Origin of the sequence: Lacrimispora algidixylanolytica (assembly GCF_003609635.1) — a bacterium.
Lineage (GTDB): Bacteria > Bacillota > Clostridia > Lachnospirales > Lachnospiraceae > Lacrimispora > Lacrimispora algidixylanolytica.
In genome coordinates this window covers 57,225-79,190 of sequence record NZ_MCIA01000031.1, presented here as the reverse complement: position 1 = coordinate 79,190, position 21,966 = coordinate 57,225, and the positions used below count along the sequence as shown (strand labels likewise).

General features: G+C 40.8%; 17 protein-coding genes. 15 read left to right on the top strand and 2 right to left on the bottom strand.

All coding sequences use genetic code 11. From position 1 onward, the window contains the following. The first annotated feature begins 28 nt into the window (after window positions 1–28). The 3 genes from BET01_RS15450 to BET01_RS15440 are packed head-to-tail and all read left to right on the top strand — an operon-like array spanning window position 29 to window position 4,281. On the top strand, window positions 29–2,104 hold the full coding sequence (locus BET01_RS15450; protein WP_120197709.1) for an FAD-dependent oxidoreductase: 2,076 nt from the start codon (window positions 29–31) through the stop codon (window positions 2,102–2,104). Between the two features lie 16 nt (window positions 2,105–2,120). Continuing rightward, the gene (locus BET01_RS15445; RefSeq protein WP_120197708.1) at window positions 2,121–2,807 is read left to right on the top strand and encodes an NADH-ubiquinone oxidoreductase-F iron-sulfur binding region domain-containing protein; all 687 of its coding nucleotides are present in this window, start codon (window positions 2,121–2,123) and stop codon (window positions 2,805–2,807) included. Between the two features lie 22 nt (window positions 2,808–2,829). Next, window positions 2,830–4,281 carry an FAD-dependent oxidoreductase gene (locus BET01_RS15440; protein ID WP_120197707.1) on the top strand — a complete coding sequence of 484 codons (1,452 nt, stop codon included), beginning with the start codon at window positions 2,830–2,832 and terminating at the stop codon, window positions 4,279–4,281. Window positions 4,282–4,348: 67 nt separating this feature from the next. Here BET01_RS15440 and BET01_RS15435 read toward each other — a convergent pair whose 3' ends face one another. Continuing rightward, a complete protein-coding gene (locus BET01_RS15435; protein WP_120197706.1) occupies window positions 4,349–5,206 on the bottom strand; it encodes a helix-turn-helix transcriptional regulator in 858 nt (285 codons plus the stop codon). Window positions 5,207–5,352: 146 nt separating this feature from the next. On the opposite strand from BET01_RS15435, the gene BET01_RS15430 reads away from it, so the two are divergent. The 6 genes from BET01_RS15430 to BET01_RS15405 all read left to right on the top strand — a co-directional run bounded on the left by BET01_RS15430 (window position 5,353) and on the right by BET01_RS15405 (window position 13,945). Then, complete coding sequence (locus BET01_RS15430; RefSeq protein ID WP_120197705.1) at window positions 5,353–7,377, top strand: glycoside hydrolase family 127 protein; 2,025 nt, start codon at window positions 5,353–5,355, stop codon at window positions 7,375–7,377. Between the two features lie 398 nt (window positions 7,378–7,775). Next, window positions 7,776–8,810 (top strand): LacI family DNA-binding transcriptional regulator, encoded by a 1,035-nt coding sequence (locus tag BET01_RS15425; protein WP_120198067.1) that lies wholly within the window; start codon window positions 7,776–7,778, stop codon window positions 8,808–8,810. A gap of 85 nt (window positions 8,811–8,895) precedes the next feature. Next, complete coding sequence (locus tag BET01_RS15420; protein WP_243117256.1) at window positions 8,896–9,852, top strand: ABC transporter permease; 957 nt, start codon at window positions 8,896–8,898, stop codon at window positions 9,850–9,852. An 11-nt stretch (window positions 9,853–9,863) separates the two neighbouring features. Continuing rightward, on the top strand, window positions 9,864–10,763 hold the full coding sequence (locus BET01_RS15415; protein ID WP_120197704.1) for a carbohydrate ABC transporter permease: 900 nt from the start codon (window positions 9,864–9,866) through the stop codon (window positions 10,761–10,763). 67 nt (window positions 10,764–10,830) lie between these two features. Further along, window positions 10,831–12,420: an ABC transporter substrate-binding protein gene (locus BET01_RS15410; protein WP_120197703.1), complete on the top strand. Its 1,590-nt coding sequence runs from the start codon at window positions 10,831–10,833 to the stop codon at window positions 12,418–12,420. Between the two features lie 163 nt (window positions 12,421–12,583). Then, a complete protein-coding gene (locus BET01_RS15405; RefSeq protein WP_207667636.1) occupies window positions 12,584–13,945 on the top strand; it encodes an FAD-binding oxidoreductase in 1,362 nt (453 codons plus the stop codon). On the opposite strand, the gene BET01_RS15400 is transcribed toward BET01_RS15405, so the two are convergent. Continuing rightward, on the bottom strand, window positions 13,940–14,656 hold the full coding sequence (locus BET01_RS15400) for an MBL fold metallo-hydrolase (RefSeq protein ID WP_120197701.1): 717 nt from the start codon (window positions 14,654–14,656) through the stop codon (window positions 13,940–13,942). The two genes, BET01_RS15405 and BET01_RS15400, sit on opposite strands and share 6 nt — an antisense overlap. A gap of 204 nt (window positions 14,657–14,860) precedes the next feature. On the opposite strand from BET01_RS15400, the gene BET01_RS22570 reads away from it, so the two are divergent. The 6 genes from BET01_RS22570 to BET01_RS15370 all read left to right on the top strand — a co-directional run bounded on the left by BET01_RS22570 (window position 14,861) and on the right by BET01_RS15370 (window position 21,961). Further along, the gene (locus BET01_RS22570) at window positions 14,861–14,965 is read left to right on the top strand and encodes a hypothetical protein (protein ID WP_120197700.1); all 105 of its coding nucleotides are present in this window, start codon (window positions 14,861–14,863) and stop codon (window positions 14,963–14,965) included. Between the two features lie 333 nt (window positions 14,966–15,298). Next, window positions 15,299–16,471, top strand: coding sequence for an NAD(P)-dependent malic enzyme (locus tag BET01_RS15390; protein ID WP_120197699.1), 1,173 nt, complete (start codon window positions 15,299–15,301; stop codon window positions 16,469–16,471). A gap of 76 nt (window positions 16,472–16,547) precedes the next feature. Further along, window positions 16,548–17,531 (top strand): 2-keto-3-deoxygluconate permease, encoded by a 984-nt coding sequence (locus tag BET01_RS15385; RefSeq protein ID WP_120197698.1) that lies wholly within the window; start codon window positions 16,548–16,550, stop codon window positions 17,529–17,531. Between the two features lie 166 nt (window positions 17,532–17,697). Further along, on the top strand, window positions 17,698–19,296 hold the full coding sequence (locus tag BET01_RS15380) for an ATP-binding protein (protein ID WP_120197697.1): 1,599 nt from the start codon (window positions 17,698–17,700) through the stop codon (window positions 19,294–19,296). 1 nt (window position 19,297) lies between these two features. Beyond that, window positions 19,298–19,972, top strand: a complete 675-nt coding sequence (locus BET01_RS15375) for a response regulator (protein ID WP_120197696.1) — start codon at window positions 19,298–19,300, stop codon at window positions 19,970–19,972. Between the two features lie 630 nt (window positions 19,973–20,602). Next, window positions 20,603–21,961 carry an aldehyde dehydrogenase family protein gene (locus BET01_RS15370; RefSeq protein WP_120197695.1) on the top strand — a complete coding sequence of 453 codons (1,359 nt, stop codon included), beginning with the start codon at window positions 20,603–20,605 and terminating at the stop codon, window positions 21,959–21,961. Window positions 21,962–21,966 lie beyond the last annotated feature (5 nt).

Below are 21,966 nucleotides of genomic sequence, written 5' to 3'. Positions count from 1 at the left end.
ATTGGGAAATGCAGAACGGAGGGTTTTAATGGAAAAGATATCAATTACAATTGACGGATATTCTTTGGAGGTTGATCCAGGCAAAAGTATTTTAAATGCAGCTTTAGAGGCGGATTTATACATTCCTCACTTGTGCCATCACCCAGATTTGCCAGATGTGGGTGAATGCCGGCTGTGCGTGGTGGAAATTGAGGGGGGTGGGGAAATCAGGACATCTTGCAAGACTCAGGTGGAAGATGGAATGGTAATACATACGAAGACAGAAAAATTGAATGCTATGCGCCGCCTTTCCATGGAACTGATGCTGGCAAATCATGTAGACGACTGCACCACCTGTCCCAAATATTTAAAATGTGAATTGCAGTCCCTAATCCAATACCTGGAGGTCAGCACCTCACGACTTAGAAGAACCTTAAACAGTGTACCAGTAAATACTTCAAATCCATTGTTTGTAAGAGATTTAAACCGTTGTGTTTCCTGCGGCCGCTGTGTAAGAGCCTGCAAGGAGCTACGGGGAGTTGATGTACTTGATTATCAGATGACGGAAGATGATAGAGTTATGGTGGATATTAAAAATCATCATTCCATGGAAGAAGAACATTGCCGTTTTTGCGGGGCCTGCGTGGAAGTATGTCCGACAGGAGCGTTACAAGATAAAGAAGGCGTATTGAAACCAAACCTGAACTGGGATCTTGAGTTGGTTCCATGTAAGGCAGAATGTCCCGCTCATACGGATGTGCCCAGATACATCCGGGCAATTAAAGAGGGGAGATATCAGGACGCCATTGCCATCATCAGGGAAAAAGCACCCTTCCCCCATTCGTTGGGGTATGTATGCATGGCTTTTTGTGAGAGCGTATGCAGACGGAAAGAGATTAACCAGTCGCTCTCCATCCGTGAGCTTAAGAAATTTGCAGCAGACAAGGATGAGGGACTTTGGAGAGAGCGTGCAAATTTTAAACCAAAGACAGGAAAACGTGTTGCAGTCATAGGCAGCGGACCCGCTGGTCTGACCGCAGCATACTACTTGACAAAACTGGGACATGAGGTGACCGTATTTGAACGATTGCCAGTGGCAGGAGGTATGTTGACCACGGGTATACCAAAATACCGCCTTCCAAGAGAAGCTGTCCAGGAGGAAATCTCGGAAATAATACGGGCAGGAGTTACCATATTGACCAATACTCCAATAGAATCCCTAACGGATTTAAAGGCAAAAGGGTTTGATAAAATATTGCTTGCAGTAGGTGCAGGAAAAGGAAACCGTCTGCCAATAGAAGGTGCAGATTATAACAATGTCTATGAAAATATTGATTTCTTAAAAGGCGTGTCATTAGGGTCCTCAGAGCTGGTGGGTGACAGAGTGGTTGTCCTTGGAGGAGGAAATGTTGCGTTTGATTGTGCCAGATCAGCCATAAGGTTAGGAGCAAAGGAAGTGGTAATTGCATGTCTAGAGACCAGAGAGGCCATGACAGCCAGTGAAGATGAGATTTTGGAAGGTTTAAAAGAAGGCGTCAAGTTGTTAAATGGAAGAACCTTTCTAAGGATTGAAGGCTTAAACGATAAAGGCACAGGGGTAAGGTGCCAGGAGGTATCCTCCTTTACTTTTGATGAGAGCGGAAAATTACAGCTTATTCTAAAGCCGGATTCTGAACACGTAATTAAAGCGGATACCATTATTTTTGCTGCCGGGCAAAAGCCAGAGATCCCACAGGATTGGGATGTCCCAGTTAAAAGAGGCAATCTCATTGCGACAGAGAATGAAATAAAAGTGATTGGTAGAAACGATCTTTTTGCTGCTGGGGACGCCGTCTATGGCACTCATTCCGTGATTCAGGCCATTGCCGCAGGTCGAAAAGCAGCCTCTGTCATTGGCCAGGAGTTAAATGGGGATGGAGATATTGAAGATAAGCTGACAAATGATGTAATACCAAGCCAGTATCTTGGCAGAGAGGAAGGCTTTCTGGAGGCGAACCGAAACGAGTGCATGGATGACTGTTACAATGATTCCTCTGCATGTGGGGAAGCTGGAAGGTGTCTGCAATGTGATTTAAGGACCCAGATCACAAGGCCGAAGCTTTGGATACACTACAAAATCAAGTAGGAGAAGGAGTGGGATCATGATAGGAAAAGAAAGAGATCGGTGGAAAGAAAAGTCTGTGGATCAAATCAAAGACTTTATCTCTAACGTGTATGAAGGAGAAGTAAAAAACCCATGTCCGGTAGATCGTCTAAAAGCGCTCTCTGATACACTGCGCCGCAAAAGTTGTGGAGAATGTGTAATCTGTCGGGAAGGAATCTTACAGCTTTCCGTTTTGACTGAATCCATTACCCTAGGGAGCGGGCGGGATGGAGATATTGATGTCATAAGTGAGATTTCAGAAGATATGTCCATAGGCTCTGCCTGCGATTATGGCAGGGAAGTGGGAAGGATTGCAAAGAAAATTATAGATGATGAGAGAGAGCAGTTTGAACGGCATATAAAAAGAAAACGCTGCGATGCTCTCGTTTGTAAAAAGTTCATTACGTACTATGTAGCACCAGAGACATGCAATGGTTGCAATCAATGTCTAGAGACATGTGAGCCAAGGTCCATTCGTGGTGGAGAAGGATTGATTCATATTATTAATCCGGATTCCTGCACAAGGTGTGGGGACTGTGTAATGGCTTGTAAACCTGGTGCCATATTAAAAACGAGTGCTTCGGTGCCTAATCTTCCGAAAGAACCAGTGCCAGTGGGAAGTGCTCAATTAGATTCCATTCAAGGTAGCTTAATGTCTCAAAAAAGACGTAGAAGAAGCGAATAAAAGAAAATCAGGAGGAAGTAACATGAGAGAATTTGATGGGGATATTGTAGTAGTAGGCGGAGGCGCAGCAGGGCTTGCGGCAGCAATTACAGCGGCAGAATATGGTGCAAAGGTTATTGTATTGGAAAAGGCAAATACCACTGGGGGATGTGCCAACATGGCAATGGGGCTTCTCGGCGTGGAAACAAAGCTTCAAAAGGAACATTTGATTGATCTTACAAGAGAAAGTGCTTTTAAAAAATTTATGAACTATACTCATTGGAGATCTGATGCAAAGCTTGTGAAAAAGTATATTGACCAATCCTCTGAAACCATTGAATGGCTTGGGGAAATGGGGGTGGAGTTTGCTTTGCCATCCAAGTATTTCCCAGGCTCCGAAGCAACATGGCATATTATTAAGCCAAAAACCGGAAATCCAGGACTTCGTGCAGCAGCGACTATGATTAAGGCAATGACAGAAAGAGCTGAGGAGCTTGGTGTCACCATTATGCTGGAAACTCCGGTAAAAAATCTTATTAAGGATAATGGAGAGATTATCGGTGTTACCGCCACAGACAAAGAGGGAGAACTAGAGGTCTATGCCGGAGCCGTTATTATCTGTGCAGGTGGATTTGGTGACAGTCCTGAATTCATTAAGAAATATACCCCTTATGAATGGGGAAAGGATTTATACTCCTATCGAATCCCTGGATTAACAGGAGATGGTCTTCAGATGGCATGGGATGCCGGAGCTGGGAAAGACTATATGGACATGGAGCTTGTATTTTTCGCGCCAAATACAGGGGGATACGCACCCATTGAGCTTCCATTCCGTCAACCGAACTTGTTTGTAAATCTTGAGGGCAAACGCTTTTACAACGAAGAGGTGGTGGAAAATCCCGTATTTTCCGTCAATGCCATAGCACGTCAGAAAAACCGTGTTGTATTTTCCATCGTAGATGATAAGATTTTGAAACGGTATGAAGAAAACGGTCTGGATCTAATTAATGTAGTAACCTCATCTATGGATATGTCTTACTTTAATCAGGAAATGGAAGAGCACATGAAAAACGGAAGTGATGTTTTGTTCGTGGCTGATTCCATAGAAGAACTTGCTAAAAAGACCGGAATTGATAAAGAAGGATTGTCAGAGACAATGCATCAGTACAATGAGGCATGTAAGACCGGCATTGACAAGGAATTTAATAAAAAGCAAAGATACATGAAGCCCATTGATGGTCATAAATTTTATGCTCTGAAATTTGCCCCAAGCGCTTACGGCAGTATGGGCGGAATTAAAATCAATGACAAAACTGAGGTTGTTACGGAACAAGCAGAAGCAATTCCTGGTTTGTATGCAGCTGGTACCGATGCCTATTCCATCTGCAATCCAGATTATGTATTCGTACTTCCTGGAAACAGCTTAGGATTTGCAGTCAACAGCGGAAGAATGGCTGGAAAAAATGCGGTAGAGCATATCAAAAATCTTGGTTGATAAGGAAAATTAAATCAAATATAAAATCATGGTGCAAGAGCCAAAACAGACTCTGGCACCATGATTTTTATTTGTCCAATGGGCTGTTTGTAGATTTCTTGTATTGGTTGGGAGATAATCCAAATTGAGCCTTAAAGGCTTTACTAAGATGAAATTCATCATAAAACCCAAAATTCAAAGCTGCCTCATGAAGTTTGGAATGCGGGTGGGAGAGTAAATATTGCCGTACCATATCCAAGTGAATCTCCATTTGGCAAGAATGAAAGGTTTTTCCATAAACGGCCTTAAAACGGTTATTAATGGTGCGTGCGCAGATAAAATGTTCCTTAGCAATTTTTGACAAAGTGAGAAAAGACTGAGGGGTAATGTGTATTCGGTGAATGATTTCTTCCACCATAGTATCCTGAATTTTGTATTTAGCGGAACCAGATTCAATCTCTGCCAGCTCACATATCAGCAAATTAAAAAGTAGAGTAAGGCGGTTTTCTCTTTCCTGATCTTTCGACCAATGACAGGTGATAATCTCATGAAAATAATCTCGTATCTTATAATGATTTTGACAATGTATCAGTGTGGGGCATAAAAATATATGTTCTGCTTTTTCCATGTGTTTAGGAGCGTCTAAGGATTGATTTGCCATAAAGAAGGACTCTAGCTTTGTTGGCTGTACATGTAGATACATATGGCGGTTTCCTGGGTTACATAACTTTTTGCTAAAATGGTGACGTCCTGCACAAAGAATAAGAAGATCGTCACTTTTAAGCTGGTAAGTCTGGTCCCCCTCCATAATCTCCCAGGTCCCATCGAGTATGTATAGAAAATCGTGATCTGTCATAATACGATCTGGGTGAATCATGCCATTGATGGAAGTGACGTAATTGGCTCCTGTGAGATGGCGTGATGCCATTTTTTCTAATTCAAGCATAATGTTTTCCTTTTCTACTCTGAGTCTCTTGGTTCCCTATTCCATATTTTACATGTTTCATTCCTTTTTAGCAATGGTTCGCGGGTATATCATCTGATAAGATAAGGTTATAAAAGGTGTGATTTTAAATACAAAAGGAGAGAAGAATGGATAAAAATAAGTATAACAATCCGTTGCCCTTAAGCCAGATTGAAATAACCGATTATTTTTGGGAGCAGGAGCTTAATCTGGTACGAAAAGAAATGATTCCTTATCAGTGGAAAGCCCTTAATGACCAAGTCGCAGATGCTGCTCCCAGCTATTGCATACGAAATTTCAAGGTAGCAGGACGGCTAAATGAGAAACGAAAAAGGTTGGGAGAAGCATTTGAAGAACCCTCCTATACGTATCGTGGTTTTGAAGTACTTCCAGAAGATCCAAAGGACTTAAAAGAGCAATTCTATGGATTTGTATTTCAGGATAGTGATCTATATAAGTGGTTGGAAGCCGTGGCATATTCTCTGGAACAGTATCCCGATCAGGAACTTCAAAAGACAGCAGAGGAAGCCATTGACCTTATCATAAATGCTCAGCAAGAGGATGGCTATCTTAATACGTATTATATGATTAACGGTAAAGATATGGCATTTACCAATCTGCGTGATCATCATGAATTATACTGCTTTGGGCATCTGGCAGAAGCAGCGGTAGCTTATTATCAGGCTACTGGCAATGATAAGCTTTTAAAAGCAGCAGAACGTTTTGCTGACTGCATTGCAGCTCGTTTTGGTGAAGCGGAAGGAAAATGCAAAGGATATCCCGGTCATGAGATTGCGGAGATGGCTCTGGTACGGCTTTATGAAGCTACCGGGAATAAGACATATCTAAGCTTAAGCAGCTTTTTTATCAATGAGCGGGGGACAAGGCCTTATTATTTTGACCAGGAACATCCGGAAGCAGTTAAAAAAGGGCAGGAGGGGAAGATTCGTTACGAATACCATCAGGCCCATGTGCCTGTTAGGAAACAGGAGGAAGCGGTTGGTCATGCGGTTCGTGGAGGATATCTCTATTCTGGAATGGCAGATGCAGCCCGTTGCCTTGAGGACGAAACTCTCTACGAAGCCTGTAAACAACTGTGGAACAGTATTGTAAGTAAAAAGATGTATATCACAGGGGGAATTGGAAGTACTCATATTGGAGAGGCGTTTTCTTTTAATTACGATCTTCCAAATGACACTGCTTATACAGAAACCTGTGCGTCCATAAGTCTTATGTTTTTTGCAAGAAGAATGCTTCAAATAAATCCAGAATCCAGATATGGGGATGTAATGGAGCTAGCCCTTTATAATACGGTTTTAAGCGGAATGGCGCTGGATGGAAAAAGCTTCTTTTACGTAAATCCTCTGGAGGTGTTGCCAGAAGCAAGTCGTAGAGATGAACGAAAAGCTCACGTAAAGACCGTACGACAAAAGTGGTTTGGGTGTGCCTGCTGTCCCCCAAATCTGGCAAGACTTTTAAGCTCCATAGGTCTTTATGCTTATACCGAGTCAGAGGACACCTTATTTATCCACCTCTATATTGGAGGAAGCATCGAAAAGAAGGTAAATGGAACAGTTGCTAAAATCAGCATCCATTCAGATCTTCCCTGGAAAGAAGACGTTGACATAAAAATACAAGGAACCGGAGAAGTCTTTACTGTTGCAGTCCGCATTCCGGGGTGGGGAAAGGAATATGAACTTTTATGCGCTGACGGAGTAGAGAAAAAGGAATCCCAGGGCTATCTCTACCTTACAAAAAGATGGGAGAAGGGGGAAGAATTGAAACTTCATTTTCCAATGAAGATCCGTCGACTGGAAGCCAATCCTCTTGTGCGTGAAACGATTGGTAAAATAGCCATAATGAGAGGACCGATTGTATATTGTATGGAGGAAGTTGACAATGGGGCCAATCTTCATTTGTTAAGCGCCAACAAAGTTGGATCTGCTGAAATAGAAGAAAGAGAAATCGCTGGAACCATGATGACCTGCATTAAGATGGGCGGATACAGACAGATCGTGAGCCAGGAGGAAGCAACCTTATATCACGATGCATCGGAAGAATATAAAGAAGTTTTAAAGCTTTCCTTTGTACCTTACTATGCCTGGGCAAACCGGGGCGAAAATGAGATGCAGGTATGGGTGCGAAAAGAGTAAAGCAATTAAAATCCGCTATAAGTACAAGTACATACTCTGCATGATATAGAAATAGAATAAGGCTTAAGGAAATTATAAAAAAGAGATCTGATATCATTTATTGATACTGATCTCTTTTTTGTTTGCATGATTTTGTCGGATAAGATAACTTTTGCTTCTTATTTGCGAATAGAAGCAATCATAAAAAATAGCTAAAATACATATAATATTAGTGGTATATTAGTATAAAATACACAAAAATATAACTGGTTAAATCTGATATATTTACTCCTAGTTCATGATTATCTGCAGTTTCATCAATGATTTAAGGTTGATACTGCAGATATTATTATCCATATCAAGAAACCGGTTTCAAGCAATGTGGAGCTAGCGCAATTATGGCAAAAGGCGGAATTTGGATGGACAGAGAAAAGATAAGTATCTATCGAATTGCCAACGAAGCAGGTGTATCACCTGCCACAGTATCCAGGGTATTGACCCAAAATGCCAACGTCAGTGAAGAAAAAAGGAAAAAAGTAGAAAACCTAATTTTAAAATACAATTTTAGTCCCAACGCAATGGCAAGAGGATTAACCAGCAGCCGATCAAAAATTATCGGAGTGTTGATACCAGATATTCGCAATCCATTTTATGCAGGGCTTGCAGTGGAATGTGAGAGGGCGGCGGGAGAACGAGATTACAGCTTGATGCTTAGTAATTATATGAATGATATGAAGATGGAAGAGCAGCGTCTTTATAAGATGGTGGGTCAGCAGATTGATGCGTTAATTATTATGGGCGGCAGAGTTGATGAACTGATTACCGATAACGCATATGCAGAAAGAATTAACCGTATCAGTGACTTAATGCCTGTAGTCATTACAGGAAAGTTAGAGGGCGGCAACTGTTATCAGGTAAACTTAGACGAAATCAACGGAATGGATCAGGTGATGGAATATTTATATTCCAACGGCCATCGTCACATCTGTATGATTGGAGGAAAAAACGATGTAGAATCCACCCAAACCAAGTGGATTCGTTATCGCAGCTTCCTTTGCAGACATGGGACTAGGTTTTGTCCGTATGATGTTGTGGAAACCGGAGATTACTCACTAGAGTCCGGATACGAGGCCATGAACCAGATGCTTGAGTCTGGTAGAAAACTCCCAAGCGCTATCATTGCAATCAATGACTTAACTGCACTGGGTATCATACAATCATTAAGAGAGCACTCCCTGCGTATTCCAGAAGATGTCTCAGTGGTAAGCTTTGATAACACATTTCTTGCCAAAACCAGTGTTCCTCGTTTAACCAGTATGGATTATGGTTACGATCAGTATGGAAATGCCTTGATTGAAACAGCTCTGGGTGTTTTGGAAGGCATGGAAATTCCAAAAAGGCAGATAATTCCTACGGAACTGGTAATAAGAGATTCTTGTCAAAAGATAACGTAGTAAAATATGATAGTATGCTTTCCTTGAAACCGGTTTCAAGTTAAGCAGTCCTATCTCATGGGTAAAGGAGGATAAGGGATTGAACGTGAAGGGAAGAAAGCAGGAATTGACCATAAAGCCCTACAAAAAGCCATTAGGGAAGGTAATAAGAGATAATAAAGTGTTAATGCTCATGTGTCTGCCAGCGGTCCTGTTCTTTATTATTTTCGCCTATTGTCCTATGCCGGGCGTCTACATAGCATTTACCAATTATAATTTCCGAGATGGAATATTTGGGAGTCCTTTCGTTGGATTTAAGAACTTTGAATTTTTATTAAAATCCGGCCAGTTATGGCTGCTAACAAGAAATACCATATTCTATAATCTGTCATTTATACTGTTGGGGAACTTCTTGCAGATTACGCTTGCAATCATGGTCAATGAAATCCGTTGTAACTGGTTTAAAAAAGTATCTCAAACAATCATGTTTTTGCCTTATTTTATTTCAGCGGTACTGATTGGAGTTTTGGCATTTAATATTCTTAATTATGATACGGGTGCTTTGAATACTCTGATACGGGAAACGGGTGGAAATCCAGTAAAGATATACAGCATGGCCGGGATTTGGCCCTTTGTCATTATTCTTTGCAATATCTGGCAGCAAACAGGATATGGCTCCATTGTCTACTTTGCATCTATTTGTGGAATTGATTCTCAGATTGTAGAAGCGGCTGAGGTAGATGGCGCAACCAGCCTGCAGAGAATTCGTTATATCATCTTACCTAGCTTAAAACCAACTTTTATCATACTCATGCTCTTTGCACTGGGGGGTATTATGAAGGGAAACTTTGGCCTGTTCTACAACCTAATTGGACCGGCTAACTCTCAGTTGTTTCCATCTACGGATATTATTGAAACCTTTGTATTTCGAACAATGATGAATCAAAATAACTTTGCCACCTCATCTGCAGTCGGATTATACCAGTCCTTGTTTGGCTTTTTACTTGTTATGTTCAGCAACTGGGTGGTGAAGAAAATTGATCCGGATTATGCATTGTTTTAGGAGGGAGAAGTATGAAAAATAAAGGTGTAAAAATGACGGCTAGCACTGCGGTTGTTCGGATGATTTCCTACTTTTGCGTTACTGTGTTTTCGTTGTTGTGCTTATTGCCATTTTTACTTATGGTATCTGCTTCTTTTAGCAATGAAGGGGTGATTAACCGAGAAGGATTTGGCTTGTTGCCAAAAGGGTTTACAATGACTGCTTATAGCTGGGTGTTTCGGTATCCAAAGATGATATTAGGCTCTTATGGGGTGACGATTTTAATGACGGTGTGTGGGACTATCATAGGATTGTTTCTCATTGCTATGACGGGCTACGCCTTGCAAAGACAGGATTTTCCCCTTAGAAATGTCCTTTCCTTTTTTATTTATTTTACGACTCTTTTTACAGCAGGTATGGCACCTACTTATATCTGGGTTTCTCGGTATCTGAATTTAAAAGGGAGTTATATGGCGGTATTTCTTCAGCTTCTGATGACTCCTTGGCTAATTATTCTTATGAAGAACTTTGCCAAGTCTGTTCCTTATGAAATTACAGAATCCGGAAAAATGGACGGTGCAGACGATTTTAAGATCTTCACTGCCCTGATTCTTCCAATGTTAAAGCCTGCTCTTGCCACGGTTGGACTTTTTCTGGCTCTTGGATACTGGAATGAGTGGTACAATTCCATGTTGTATCTTGGCTCAGCTGTGACCTATAAGCCGCTGCAATATTATCTGTATAACATAGTAAATACGGCGGCCCAGCTTAAAAATTCTATGGCAGGTGCAGCAATTACCATCACAGATCTGCCGACCAATACTCTTAAGATGGCGACTGCTGTGGTGGCAACAGGGCCAATTATATTTCTGTATCCATTTGTTCAAAGATATTTTATTACGGGTATTACCATTGGGGCTGTTAAAGGTTAGCGAGATCCGCTACTTGTCTAGTGTGATGCAGCGGAAATTAAATAAATAATTATATGGGAGGTAATGTATGGGGAAACATGTAGGAAGGAAATTCGCAGCCGTATTTCTGGCGGGAATTATGGTCTTTAGTTTAGCCGCCTGTGGAGAAAAGAAGGAAAGCAGTGCACCAGGGGTGGATGGAGGCGTTAATACATCAAAACACGAGGTAGTCACTATGCTTGTGTTAGGCAATAAACCAAGCAATGGACGTTGCGAAGCCATGTTAGAGAAGTTAAATGTTATATTAAAGGAAAAAGTCAATGCAGAGCTTAAGTTGACCTATGTGGAGTGGGCTGACTGGCAGACCCAGTATAACGTACAGCTTTTAAGCGGAGATAAGAGCCTGGATATCATCACGACTGCAACGGACTGGCTATATGCATGGGAAAACACGCAAAAAGGCGCATTTATGCCTTTGTCAGAGTCGATGTTGAAAACTTACGCTCCAAAGACATATGAGCAGGTCTCTTCCATGGATGACTGGAAATATTGTAAATATCAAGATCAGATTTATTTCATTCCAGAGGATCATTATACCCAGTATACAAACCACGGCCTATTTTACCGTGGAGATTGGGCAAAGGAATCTGGGATAGGGAATGGTGATATCAAACAGTTTGAAGATCTTGGAACGTATTTTAAATGGATCAAGGACAACAAAGCAGATGTAATTCCCTGGGATGTGGCTGGAAAGAACAATTCTGGTGGACTATTAGGAGGATATCTAAATTCCAAAACAGAGAATATTGTGATTCCAAGTGTAAATGTGGGCAATTATGAATTTTGGATGGGAGTTTCCAAAGACGATCCATTTACCATTATGTCCCCCTATATGGAAGGGGATGTCATATATGAGGCAGCAGAGCTTATGAAGAAATGGAACGAGGAAGGCTTTTGGAGAGAAGATGTATTAAACTATGATGGTGAGACAAGAGAGGCAATGTACGCTGGTACTTCAGGCTCTGATGAACATCACTCCCAAACCTTCTATTCCCAGATAAGACCAAACATGGACCTGAAACAGGCTGGCTCTGATGCAAAGATGTATTGGTGGGGAATGGAAAATAACAATGTATCTAAACCCTTAAAAACTCATGGTGCAGCAGCAATATCCGCCAATTCCCTTCACCCAGAACGTGCGCTCATGGTTTATGATCTGCTTCGCAATGATGAAGCATGTTATCGGCTGATCAACTACGGAATCGAGGGCGTTGATTACGTGATTACTTCCGATGGAAAATTAGATCACCCGGAAGGTTGGGATAAGAGTAAGGATTCCCTGGATGCCAACTTTTGGTGCGGACGTAATGATGATCTGGAACTGCAGGATGTTCAGTGGTGGGATGGAACCAAGGATATGATTGAGAATTACAATAAGTTTGCTTATGAAAATCCTTACACAGGCCTAATTATAGATAAAAATTCCGTAGAGGCAGAAATGTCCGCCATGGCAAGCGTGTTATCAGAATATATCCCACAGTTGGCCTTTGGAAAATATGAAGATCCAAAAGCTGCTATCGATGAGATGAGGGAGAAGTTAAAAGCAGCCGGTTATGATAAAGTGAAAGAATCCATTCAAAAGAATGTGGATGATTATAAAGCAACTATAAAAAAATAATAACAATAAGACAGGGACTAGAAAAACGTCCCTGTTTTTTTGAGAAGTTATTCTAGTGCTACCGCTCGATACTCATACATAGAATTTGCCTAAAAACAACTAAGATATCAGCAATCATATAATATATTACTTAGTAAATTTTTTAGAGTAGCAGGTGATGGATATGAAAGAAATTCTAGATGGATTAACTGGCAAGGCTATAACTCCTTGCAATAAAGAATATGAGCAGGCAAGGCTGGAATGGAACAGGGCGAATCAAAAATACCCTATTATAATCGTTTATTGTTATTCTGTTGAAGATATTAAAAATGCAGTTTGTTGGGCAAGGAGCCATGGCATCGGCATACGGATTCGTTCCGGAGGACATCACTATCAGGGATATTCCAATGGGAATGGGATACTGGTTATAGATGTCAGTTATATGAAACGAATTAAACTGGATGAATCAAAAAATACTGTTTTTGTGCAGAGCGGTGTAGAAAACCGTGAGCTTTACAATTATCTGGGCGAAAGAGGATATCCTTTCCCTGGAGGAACCTGCCCAACCGTAGGAGTCGCAGGATTTGCCATGGGTGGAGGCTGGGGGTATTCCAGTCGATTTATGGGACTTGGGTGTGACAGCCTGACTTCAATTGATATGTTAGATTATCAGGGAACGCTTCTTAAGGCTGATGATAATCATAATTCTGGCCTGTTCTGGGCGCTTAAAGGCGCTGGTGGAGGTAATTTTGGCGTAGTGACCAGCATGACATTTCAATTGCCACTTAAGGTTACACGGGTAACGCTTGTTGATTTGGAGTATTTGAATGCTGACCCCAAAATAATGACAAGTTTTTTGGATACCTGGCAGGATTGGCTCATCAACTTGGATCCAAGAATAACAATAAATGGGAGCCTATATAACTCCGCTGTCGATGGCAAGGGAATTTACGGCAGAGGACTGTTCTACGGCTCCGCCGAAGAAGCCGCTGAAATTCTTAAGCCTTTTGCGTTGGGGGGCGCTGTATTAAGTCTCCAAGAAATGACGTTTTTTCAAGCCATACAGAAGATTCAGGCTGGATATCCTGATTCAGAGAAATTTCAATCTACGGGCAGATTTGTAAAGAGGAGATACCGTATGGAAGAAATCGAATCCATTGTTGAACTCATTCAGGAGAGAGCAGAAGGATCGATTTTTGCTGCGGTGAGCGTTTATGCCCTTGGAGGTAACATAAGTAAAATAGACAGAACGTCCACGGCCTTTTATTACAGAGATGCAGCTTATATAATGGGAATTCAATCCGTATGGGAGGAAGACAGATATGCGTCTGTCAACAGAAGCTGGGTAAATGAAAGATTCCAGTACTTAAAACAACTCACGGTAGGATCTTATATTAATTTTCCTTATAATTGCTTGCCAGACTATGAAGAAGAATATTTTGGTGAAAATATATACAGGCTTCAGCAGATTAATAAAGAGTACGATCCGATGAATGTTTTTTGCTTCCCTCAGGCAATTCGATTAACGAGCAGTGACCGATTATGAATACTCTTTGTTAGCAGATAGAAAGTATTTTTTATAAGAGGAGATTAGTTTCTCTCGATGAATCGGTCTTCCATGAGCAGGGAGGAAAACGTTGCATTTTGTGTCTAGAAATGCCTTCCATGAGGCGTTCAAGGCTGATTCATCATCTGCAAAAGGAGGATATAGGTTACCAAAAGCATTGACCATTAGATCACCTACAATGGCAATTTCTCTATTTAGTAAAATAGATATGCTATCATCACTATGCCCAGGTGTTTTCAGTAATTCGGCTGAATCTCCAAGATAATATTTTACCACCTCATCGTCTAGAATTCTCACCTTGGGGCATGCATCAAACTGTGTAAAATCGTAAAAGGGTAATTTTTTTTCGGCCCAATAAATCCCCTTGCTGAATGCATTGATCCCTTTTGGCATTTTACAATGCCCATTTTTCAGATTACTGATTCCCTCATTTGATATGTAGACTTCACAATGAAATGCATTGGAAAAATAGAGAGCGTTTGCCACATGGTCCGTATGGCTATGTGTTAGAAAAATCGCATCAATTCCTTTGGTTCCAGTGCTTTGTATACATTTCTTTACAATATGTCGTTCGAATCTCATACTGGTATCGATGAGTACCCGTTTTTTTGACGTCTCAACAAGATAACAGGCACATCGATGAGTCTTTGTAATATAAATTTGAAAGCCTTCTTTTTGTATGGTAATCATAGTTTCACCTTCCTCACAGACGTCTAAAATATTGTCTTTCGAATCTTCTGTTTTCTAAGAAGATATTCGTCTTGCCGATTTATGGATTATTATGTATAATTATAATGCTTTTTTATACCGTGTGCAATTATAGTTATAATTTTCAATATTCATTTATATACCCGTGTTTTGTTTTGCAATGATTCACGTAATTGATGTTACAACTTGGAAATCCAAGGGAACTGGTATTACTTTAACACAGACGGTTCTCTAGCTAAAAGCACAAAAGTAGATGGCTTTGAAGTAGATGAAAAAGGGATAAGAAAATAACAGAAACAATAAAAAAATGAGACCGCAGGATTCGATTCAGAACCCTCGGTCTTATTTTTGTGATAAATTACAACTGACGTGCGCTTCCTGACAGATCTTGTAGTTATTTGATGAATTGCATTCATAAGGTTTCATAAGTTGAAAATCAAATTAAATTGTTTAAAGTTTATAAAAAAAGAATTAAAACCGTTTAATATTTCACAAAATGAACAATATGAACTTAATGGTTTCTTTATGGTAATAATATTTTCATCATAATACGTATGTGTTATTCTCGTTTTGTAGCAAAAACAACAAAAGATAGAATTGAGTTGAGAGGGAAGGGGATTCATTATGAATTATTTCGAGGAGAGTTTAAAGTTACATGAACGTCACGCAGGAAAGATGGAGATCACGTCTAAGGTAAAGGTAGTTACAAGAGATGATTTAAGCCTTGCTTACACACCAGGTGTTGCTGAGCCATGCCGGAAGATCCATGAAAATGAGGACGATGTTTATAAATATACTTCAAAGGGCAACATGGTGGCAGTGGTTACAGATGGAACAGCAGTTCTTGGACTTGGAGATATCGGACCAAAGGCTGGTCTTCCTGTTATGGAAGGTAAGTCCATATTGTTTAAGGAATTTGCTGGTGTCAATGCATTTCCAATTTGTCTGGACACCAAAGTACCAGATGAAATTGTAACAGCCGTTAAAATGATTGCACCAGGATTTGGCGGAATCAATCTTGAGGATATTTCCGCACCAAGATGTTTTGAGGTAGAAGAGAGATTAAAGAAAGAACTTGATATTCCTGTATTTCACGATGACCAGCATGGAACTGCTATTGTTGTTTTAGCAGGTGTAATCAACGCACTAAAGGTAGTAGGCAAGGACATCAAAGATGTTACTGTGGTAGTAAATGGTGCTGGTGCAGCAGGTACAGCCATCTCTAAGCTATTACTTGTATGCGGCGTATCCAAGTTGATTGTTTGCGATAAAGTAGGAATTTTATATGATGGAATTGAAGATGTTGATTATGCAAAGCAGGATCTTGCTAAAATCACGAACCCAGATCATTTAAAGGGGGATTTAAGTCTAGCATTAAAGGGCGCTGATGTATTTATTGGAGTTTCCGCTCCTGGCATCGTAAGTAAGGAAATGGTAAGCTCCATGAACAAGGATTCTATCCTCTTTGCAATGGCAAATCCGACTCCAGAGATTATGCCTGATCTTGCAAAAGAAGCAGGTGCGAAGGTCATGGGAACCGGACGTTCTGATTTCCCAAATCAGGTAAATAACGTATTAGCCTTCCCAGGAATCTTTAAAGGCGCTTTGGAAGTAAGAGCCAAGGAGATCAATGAGGAAATGAAGCTAGCAGCCGCTTACGCCATTGCTTCCATGATTCCAGATGAGGAATTAAATGATGAAAACGTTCTTCCAAATGCATTAGATAAAAAGGTATCTGATAACGTGGCAGAAGCTGTGAAAAAAGCAGCCAGAGAGACTGGTGTTGCCAGAATATAGAAGAGGCTTTTTGATTACCTGCATCAATAGCTGGCAGGAAAGGTGAGGCTTGTATGAAAAATAGGAGGATTGAGCTATGCAGATTCCAATTAAAAAAACACTAGATAAGATTCCGGGTGGCATGATGGTAGTTCCCTTATTTCTGGGGGTTATCGTAAATACATTTTTTCCACAGTTTTTACAGTTAGGAGGATTTACCACAGCTTTATTTAGTAAATCCGCATCACAGCCCATTTTGGCTTGTTTCATGTTCTTAATCGGTTCCCAGATTCATTTTAAACTGGCTCCTAAGGCGATAAAAAAAGGTGCTATTCTGATTACAGGTAAGTTTATCGTAGGTGCAGGAATTGGTATTCTCGTTGGCAAGGTGTTTGGTTCGGCTGGTGTGCTTGGACTTTCACCCCTGGCAGTACTAGCGGCATTAACCAATTGCAACGGTGGCCTTTATGCTTCTCTTGCCTCTCAGTACGGTGATGAAACAGACGTAGGAGCATATGCTCTTTTATCCATTAAAGATGGCCCATTCTTTACCTTGGTTGCACTAGGGGCTTCCGGCCTAGCCGTGGTTCCTGTGCAAGCTGTGGTTGCCGTTATGATACCTATCGTCATTGGAATGATTCTAGGAAATCTTGACAGCGATATGAGATCTTTTTTGGGAAGCAGCAAACTTTTACTAATTCCGTTCTTTTCCTTCCCACTTGGAGCTGGAATGAACCTTGAAACCATTGTAAAAGCTGGAGGACCTGGTATTATTCTTGGTATTGTGGCATCCTTTACAGGAATCGGTGCATACATACTTTTAAAACTGTTTAAGGAAGAACCGATCATTGGTCTGGCTACTGGTTCCACAGCCGGGAATGCGGTGGCAACGCCTGAGGCGGTTGCAGCAGCAGATCCTTCCCTTGCGGTGGTTGCAGCGGCAGCAACTGCTCAGGTAGCAGCAGCTTGTGTGGTATCGGCAATTACCTGTCCATTTATTGTTTCCTTTGTATTTAAAAAGATGAGACAGAGGCAGATGAAACTCATGGAGGCAAAAGGCAGCGGAGAATTAGCCAAATAAAATGTTTCAGACATCATAATAAAGATGCTCCCATAGAAGCAGACGATGAAATTGAACTGTTTGCTTCTCTTGGGGGTATCTTTTGCGTATCTATGGCACGATAGAAATGACATTGTGATACAACGTATAATTTGGTACAATAAGTAGAGAAAGGATCACTTGTGCTATGGATAGAAAAAAACCAATGAAGCTGCAATCAATGATGATTTTGTTGGTCATTGCAGTTGTATTTGTATCAATTGCTATTATTATTTCCTTTGTTGCATCCTGGATGACTAGGAACATAGAAAAAGAAGCAAAGACCAATGTCATGAATGTGGCAGAGCTGGTGGCACATTCCAACGAAGTGGTGAATGCCCTGGAAAAAAAGAATGCCAAGGTAATCTCTTCTTATGTAGATATGCAGCTTGAAAATCTGGAGTTGGTGGATTATATCATTGTGGCAGATAATCAGGGGGTTAGGTATTCCCACCCCAATCCTCAAATGATCGGAAAAATATTTGAAGGCGGAGATGAGTACCGAGTCGTTCGTCTTGGAGAGACTTATGTATCTCAAGCTACCGGAACCTTAGGAAAGTCTCTTCGAGCCTTTGCTCCGGTGTATGATGAACAGAATCAGGAGATCGGTTTTGTCTCTGTTGGCACTCTCATAGAACGCATTGAAAAGGCCAAACATCTGGCTGTCTTTTACATTATATTAATTGGATTTGGGGGACTGTTTGCAGGTAGTATAGGAGCTTTTTTGCTGGCAAACCACATTAAGAAAATTCTGCTTGGACTGGAACCGGATGAGATTACAAAGCTTTATCATGAGAAAATCGGAATCCTGGATGCCATTCATGAAGGTCTTGTTGCCATTGATCAGGAAGGCCGTATCACGTTAATGAATGATTCTGCCTTTCAGATTTTAGGGTTTGATAAGGAAGAGATGAAGAATCAGGTGATTGGACGTAACGTGGAAGAAATGATTCCAAATACCCGTATGATAAATATCTTAAGCACCAAAAAGGCAGAATTTGATGACGAGCAAAAACTTCAAGATACGGTGATTTTAACCAACCGGATTCCGATTATTAGTAAGGGTCAGGTGATTGGAGTCATTGCCAGCTTCCGGGATAAAACCGAAGTTAGAAAAATGGCAGAAGAACTGACTGGAGTCAAAAAGCTTGCCTGGTCGCTTCGTGCCCAGAATCATGAATTCATGAATAAACTTCATACCATTGCAGGACTCATTCAATTGGAAGAGTATGAAGAGGCGTTACAGTTTATCTCCGATGTGGCCAGAATAAGAATGGAAGTCAGTCATATTCTTACCAATCAGATCAAAGATTCGTCCATATCTGCCCTACTTCTAGCGAAGTACAACAAAGCAGAGGAATGTAGGATTAAGCTAACGATTGATGAGAGCTCAAGGCTCAGTAGGTTACCAGAGGGGATGAACGCCCAAGATCTCGGTTCGGTCATTGGTAATCTCATTGAAAACTCTATTGACGAGGTGAAGAATGATGGAACAGGGAGAATTGATATCCGGATTGTTGAGGAAAACCAATTCCTTACCATCCGGGTTCAGGATAACGGAAATGGTATCAGTCCGGAGTTAGGAGAGAAGATATTTAATCAGGGATTCTCTACCAAGGAAGGCCAAAGAGGCTGTGGATTGTCCATTGTGAAAAAAATTATTGAGGAATGTGGGGGAACCATTTGTTTCACGTCAGAAGAAGGGGTACAGTGGGAGATTGCTATTCCAATGGAAAGGGGGGAATGACTTGATTGGAGTTATGATTGTGGAAGATGATCCTATGGTTATGGAGATCAATTCTAAGTTTTTAAAACGAGTCGAGGGATTTACCTTATACAAAGGGGTATCCAATTTAGAGGAAGCTAAAAAGGTAATGCTGTCTAAGAGACCGGACCTGGTTCTTCTTGATGTTTATCTTCCCAATGAAAATGGAATGGATTTTCTAAACTGGATTCGAAGTCAGGGACTGGATGCAGATATTATTTTAATTACAGCAGATAAGTCAATTGAGAGGATTCAGCAGGCATTTCGTTATGGGGTTGTGGATTATCTCATTAAACCATTTCGTTTTGAACGCTTTAAGGAAGCTCTATTACAGTATAAGGACCGGTTTGAAAGCTTTAAAAACAGTGAAGTGATTGAGCAAAAGGATCTGGATCGGTACTTATCTGGTCAAAATTTGGCCCAGAATGAAGAGGATTTTACAAAAGGTATTAATAAGTACACCTACCAGGCGATTTGGGGCAAAATTGAGGTGGGTGGAGACGAATATTATACGGCAGAAAATCTGGCAGAGATGCTTCAGATTGCTAGAGTTACGGTTAGACGATATCTGGAGCTTATGGAAAAGGAAGAAAAGATCTATAAATTAGTGGAGTACGGCAAAGTCGGAAGACCCCAGCATAAGTATCGGAAAGTGTAGGGGGGAGGTGTAAGATGGAGACATTAACGGAGTTAAGCGGAGGGAATATATCAAGGGTTTATAGAGATTTAAAGCCTCAAAGCAAAACAATCCATCGGTTGCTTTTGCAGCATTTCTAACAATGAAAGAAGAAGGACATGAGGATTTTTATAGAAATGAGATTGTATTTATAGAAGATTCTATGGGTGATTGGATTTAAGACACCTAGCCTAATATCTGTTACAACTATAAATCTAGGTAGTTAAGAGGGAATCCCCCTCTATGACTGCCTGGATTTTTTTGATTATTTTTTAACATTTATTCTCGTGTTTAAGAAAAAAGTTGCAACCATATAAAGGAATACTTGAGAGTATTTTGTCAAAAACAGAAGAGATCCAATGACAAAAATCAGTTGGACATCTGTTTGAAATGTCAAATGATAAAAGAAAAAGTGGTCAAATAATAGCAATAATTTAATTTATACTATGATACACTTATAAGATGTTGTTAAAAGTGCATAAAAAGAAGTATATAAAAATCCTATCGTTTATGATAAAAAACTAGTATTTCTAATTATTGAGAAAAGGAGTTAAACTAGTATCAAGAACAATGTTAAAAAAATCACTAATAACAAATTAGGAGGAAGCCCAAATGAGTCAATTAATTCAGTCATTGGTAGAACGTTCCAGGAAAGCACAACAGATTCTATGCACTTATGATCAGGAAAAGACGGACGAAATTGTAAAGATGTTTGCAAAAGTTGTTTTTGATCATGCAGAACCCCTGGCAAAGCTGGCAGCAGAAGAAAGCAGAATGGGTGTTTTTGAGGATAAGATCACAAAGAATAAGGGGAAATCCAGAAACATCTGGAATGCGCTAAAAGGGAAGAAATCAATTGGAATCATCGGTAGAGATGAAGAGGCAGGAATTATAGAAGTGGGCAAGCCTATGGGAGTCATTGCAGCAGCCACTCCATGTACCAATCCAGTGGTAACGCCCATGTGCAATGCCATGTTTGCAGTAAAGTGTCAGAATGCAATTATTATAGCTCCTCACCCAAGAGGAATCAAATGTGCCATGGCACTGGCAGATCTCTATTACAAAGAATTGGATCGCATGGGAGTTCCAAGAGACATCTTCTTAGTTGTGGAAGCACCAACCATTGATTTGACCACAGAGCTGATGTCCGCCTGCGATGCTGTTATCGCAACTGGAGGTATGGGAGTTGTGAAATCGGCTTATTCCAGCGGCAAACCAAGTTATGGGGTAGGCCCAGGCAATGTTCAGGGACTTATCGATGAAGGAATCGATTATAAGGCAGCAGCAGGGCGTATGATAGCCAGCCGTATCTTTGATAATGGAATTATCTGCTCCGGAACTCAAAGCATTATTGCACCGGAAAAGGATTATGACACTATTATAAAGGAATTTGTGGAGCAGGGTGCTTATTACATAGATGATCCTAAAGTCATTGCTAGTTTGGCAGAAGTGGTCTTCCCGAACGGAATTATCAATAAGTATGTAGTAGGACAATCGGTCAAGACCATAGCAGATATGGCAGGCATCTCTGTTCCAGAAGGAACAAAGGTCATTGTTGTAAAACCGGAAAAACATGGCGCAGGTGTGGTATGGAGCAAGGAAAAGATGTGTCCTATGATGGCGGCATACAGCTATAAGACATGGGATGAGGCGGTACAGATCGCTTACGATAACCTATTAGTAGAAGGCGAAGGCCATTCCGCAGATATCCAGTCTGATGATAAAGCCCACATTGAATCAGCAGGAATCAAACTTCCCGTAAGCCGAGTTGTAGTCAATCAGACCTGTTCTAGCATGGCAGGAGGAGCTTTTGCAAACTCTCTTAATCCCACCACCACACTTGGATGCGGTAGTTGGGGAAACAATGCCATCAGTGAGAACTTGTTCTTCACCCATCTAATGAATAAGAGCCGTATTGCATTTGTAAAGAAACATTGGGAACAGCCGTCTGATGAAGATATCTTTGCATAGGAGAG

Coding starts and splice junctions, on each gene's coding strand:
- BET01_RS15385 (WP_120197698.1), top strand. CDS start 16,548: ATGCAGATTCCAATTAAAAAAACACTAGATAAGATTCCGGGTGGCATG.
- BET01_RS15445 (WP_120197708.1), top strand. CDS start 2,121: ATGATAGGAAAAGAAAGAGATCGGTGGAAAGAAAAGTCTGTGGATCAA.
- BET01_RS15370 (WP_120197695.1), top strand. CDS start 20,603: ATGAGTCAATTAATTCAGTCATTGGTAGAACGTTCCAGGAAAGCACAA.
- BET01_RS15390 (WP_120197699.1), top strand. CDS start 15,299: ATGAATTATTTCGAGGAGAGTTTAAAGTTACATGAACGTCACGCAGGA.
- BET01_RS15440 (WP_120197707.1), top strand. CDS start 2,830: ATGAGAGAATTTGATGGGGATATTGTAGTAGTAGGCGGAGGCGCAGCA.
- BET01_RS15400 (WP_120197701.1), bottom strand. CDS start 14,656: ATGATTACCATACAAAAAGAAGGCTTTCAAATTTATATTACAAAGACT.
- BET01_RS15380 (WP_120197697.1), top strand. CDS start 17,698: ATGGATAGAAAAAAACCAATGAAGCTGCAATCAATGATGATTTTGTTG.
- BET01_RS15450 (WP_120197709.1), top strand. CDS start 29: ATGGAAAAGATATCAATTACAATTGACGGATATTCTTTGGAGGTTGAT.
- BET01_RS15435 (WP_120197706.1), bottom strand. CDS start 5,206: ATGCTTGAATTAGAAAAAATGGCATCACGCCATCTCACAGGAGCCAAT.
- BET01_RS15415 (WP_120197704.1), top strand. CDS start 9,864: ATGAAAAATAAAGGTGTAAAAATGACGGCTAGCACTGCGGTTGTTCGG.
- BET01_RS15405 (WP_207667636.1), top strand. CDS start 12,584: ATGAAAGAAATTCTAGATGGATTAACTGGCAAGGCTATAACTCCTTGC.
- BET01_RS15410 (WP_120197703.1), top strand. CDS start 10,831: ATGGGGAAACATGTAGGAAGGAAATTCGCAGCCGTATTTCTGGCGGGA.
- BET01_RS15430 (WP_120197705.1), top strand. CDS start 5,353: ATGGATAAAAATAAGTATAACAATCCGTTGCCCTTAAGCCAGATTGAA.
- BET01_RS15425 (WP_120198067.1), top strand. CDS start 7,776: ATGGACAGAGAAAAGATAAGTATCTATCGAATTGCCAACGAAGCAGGT.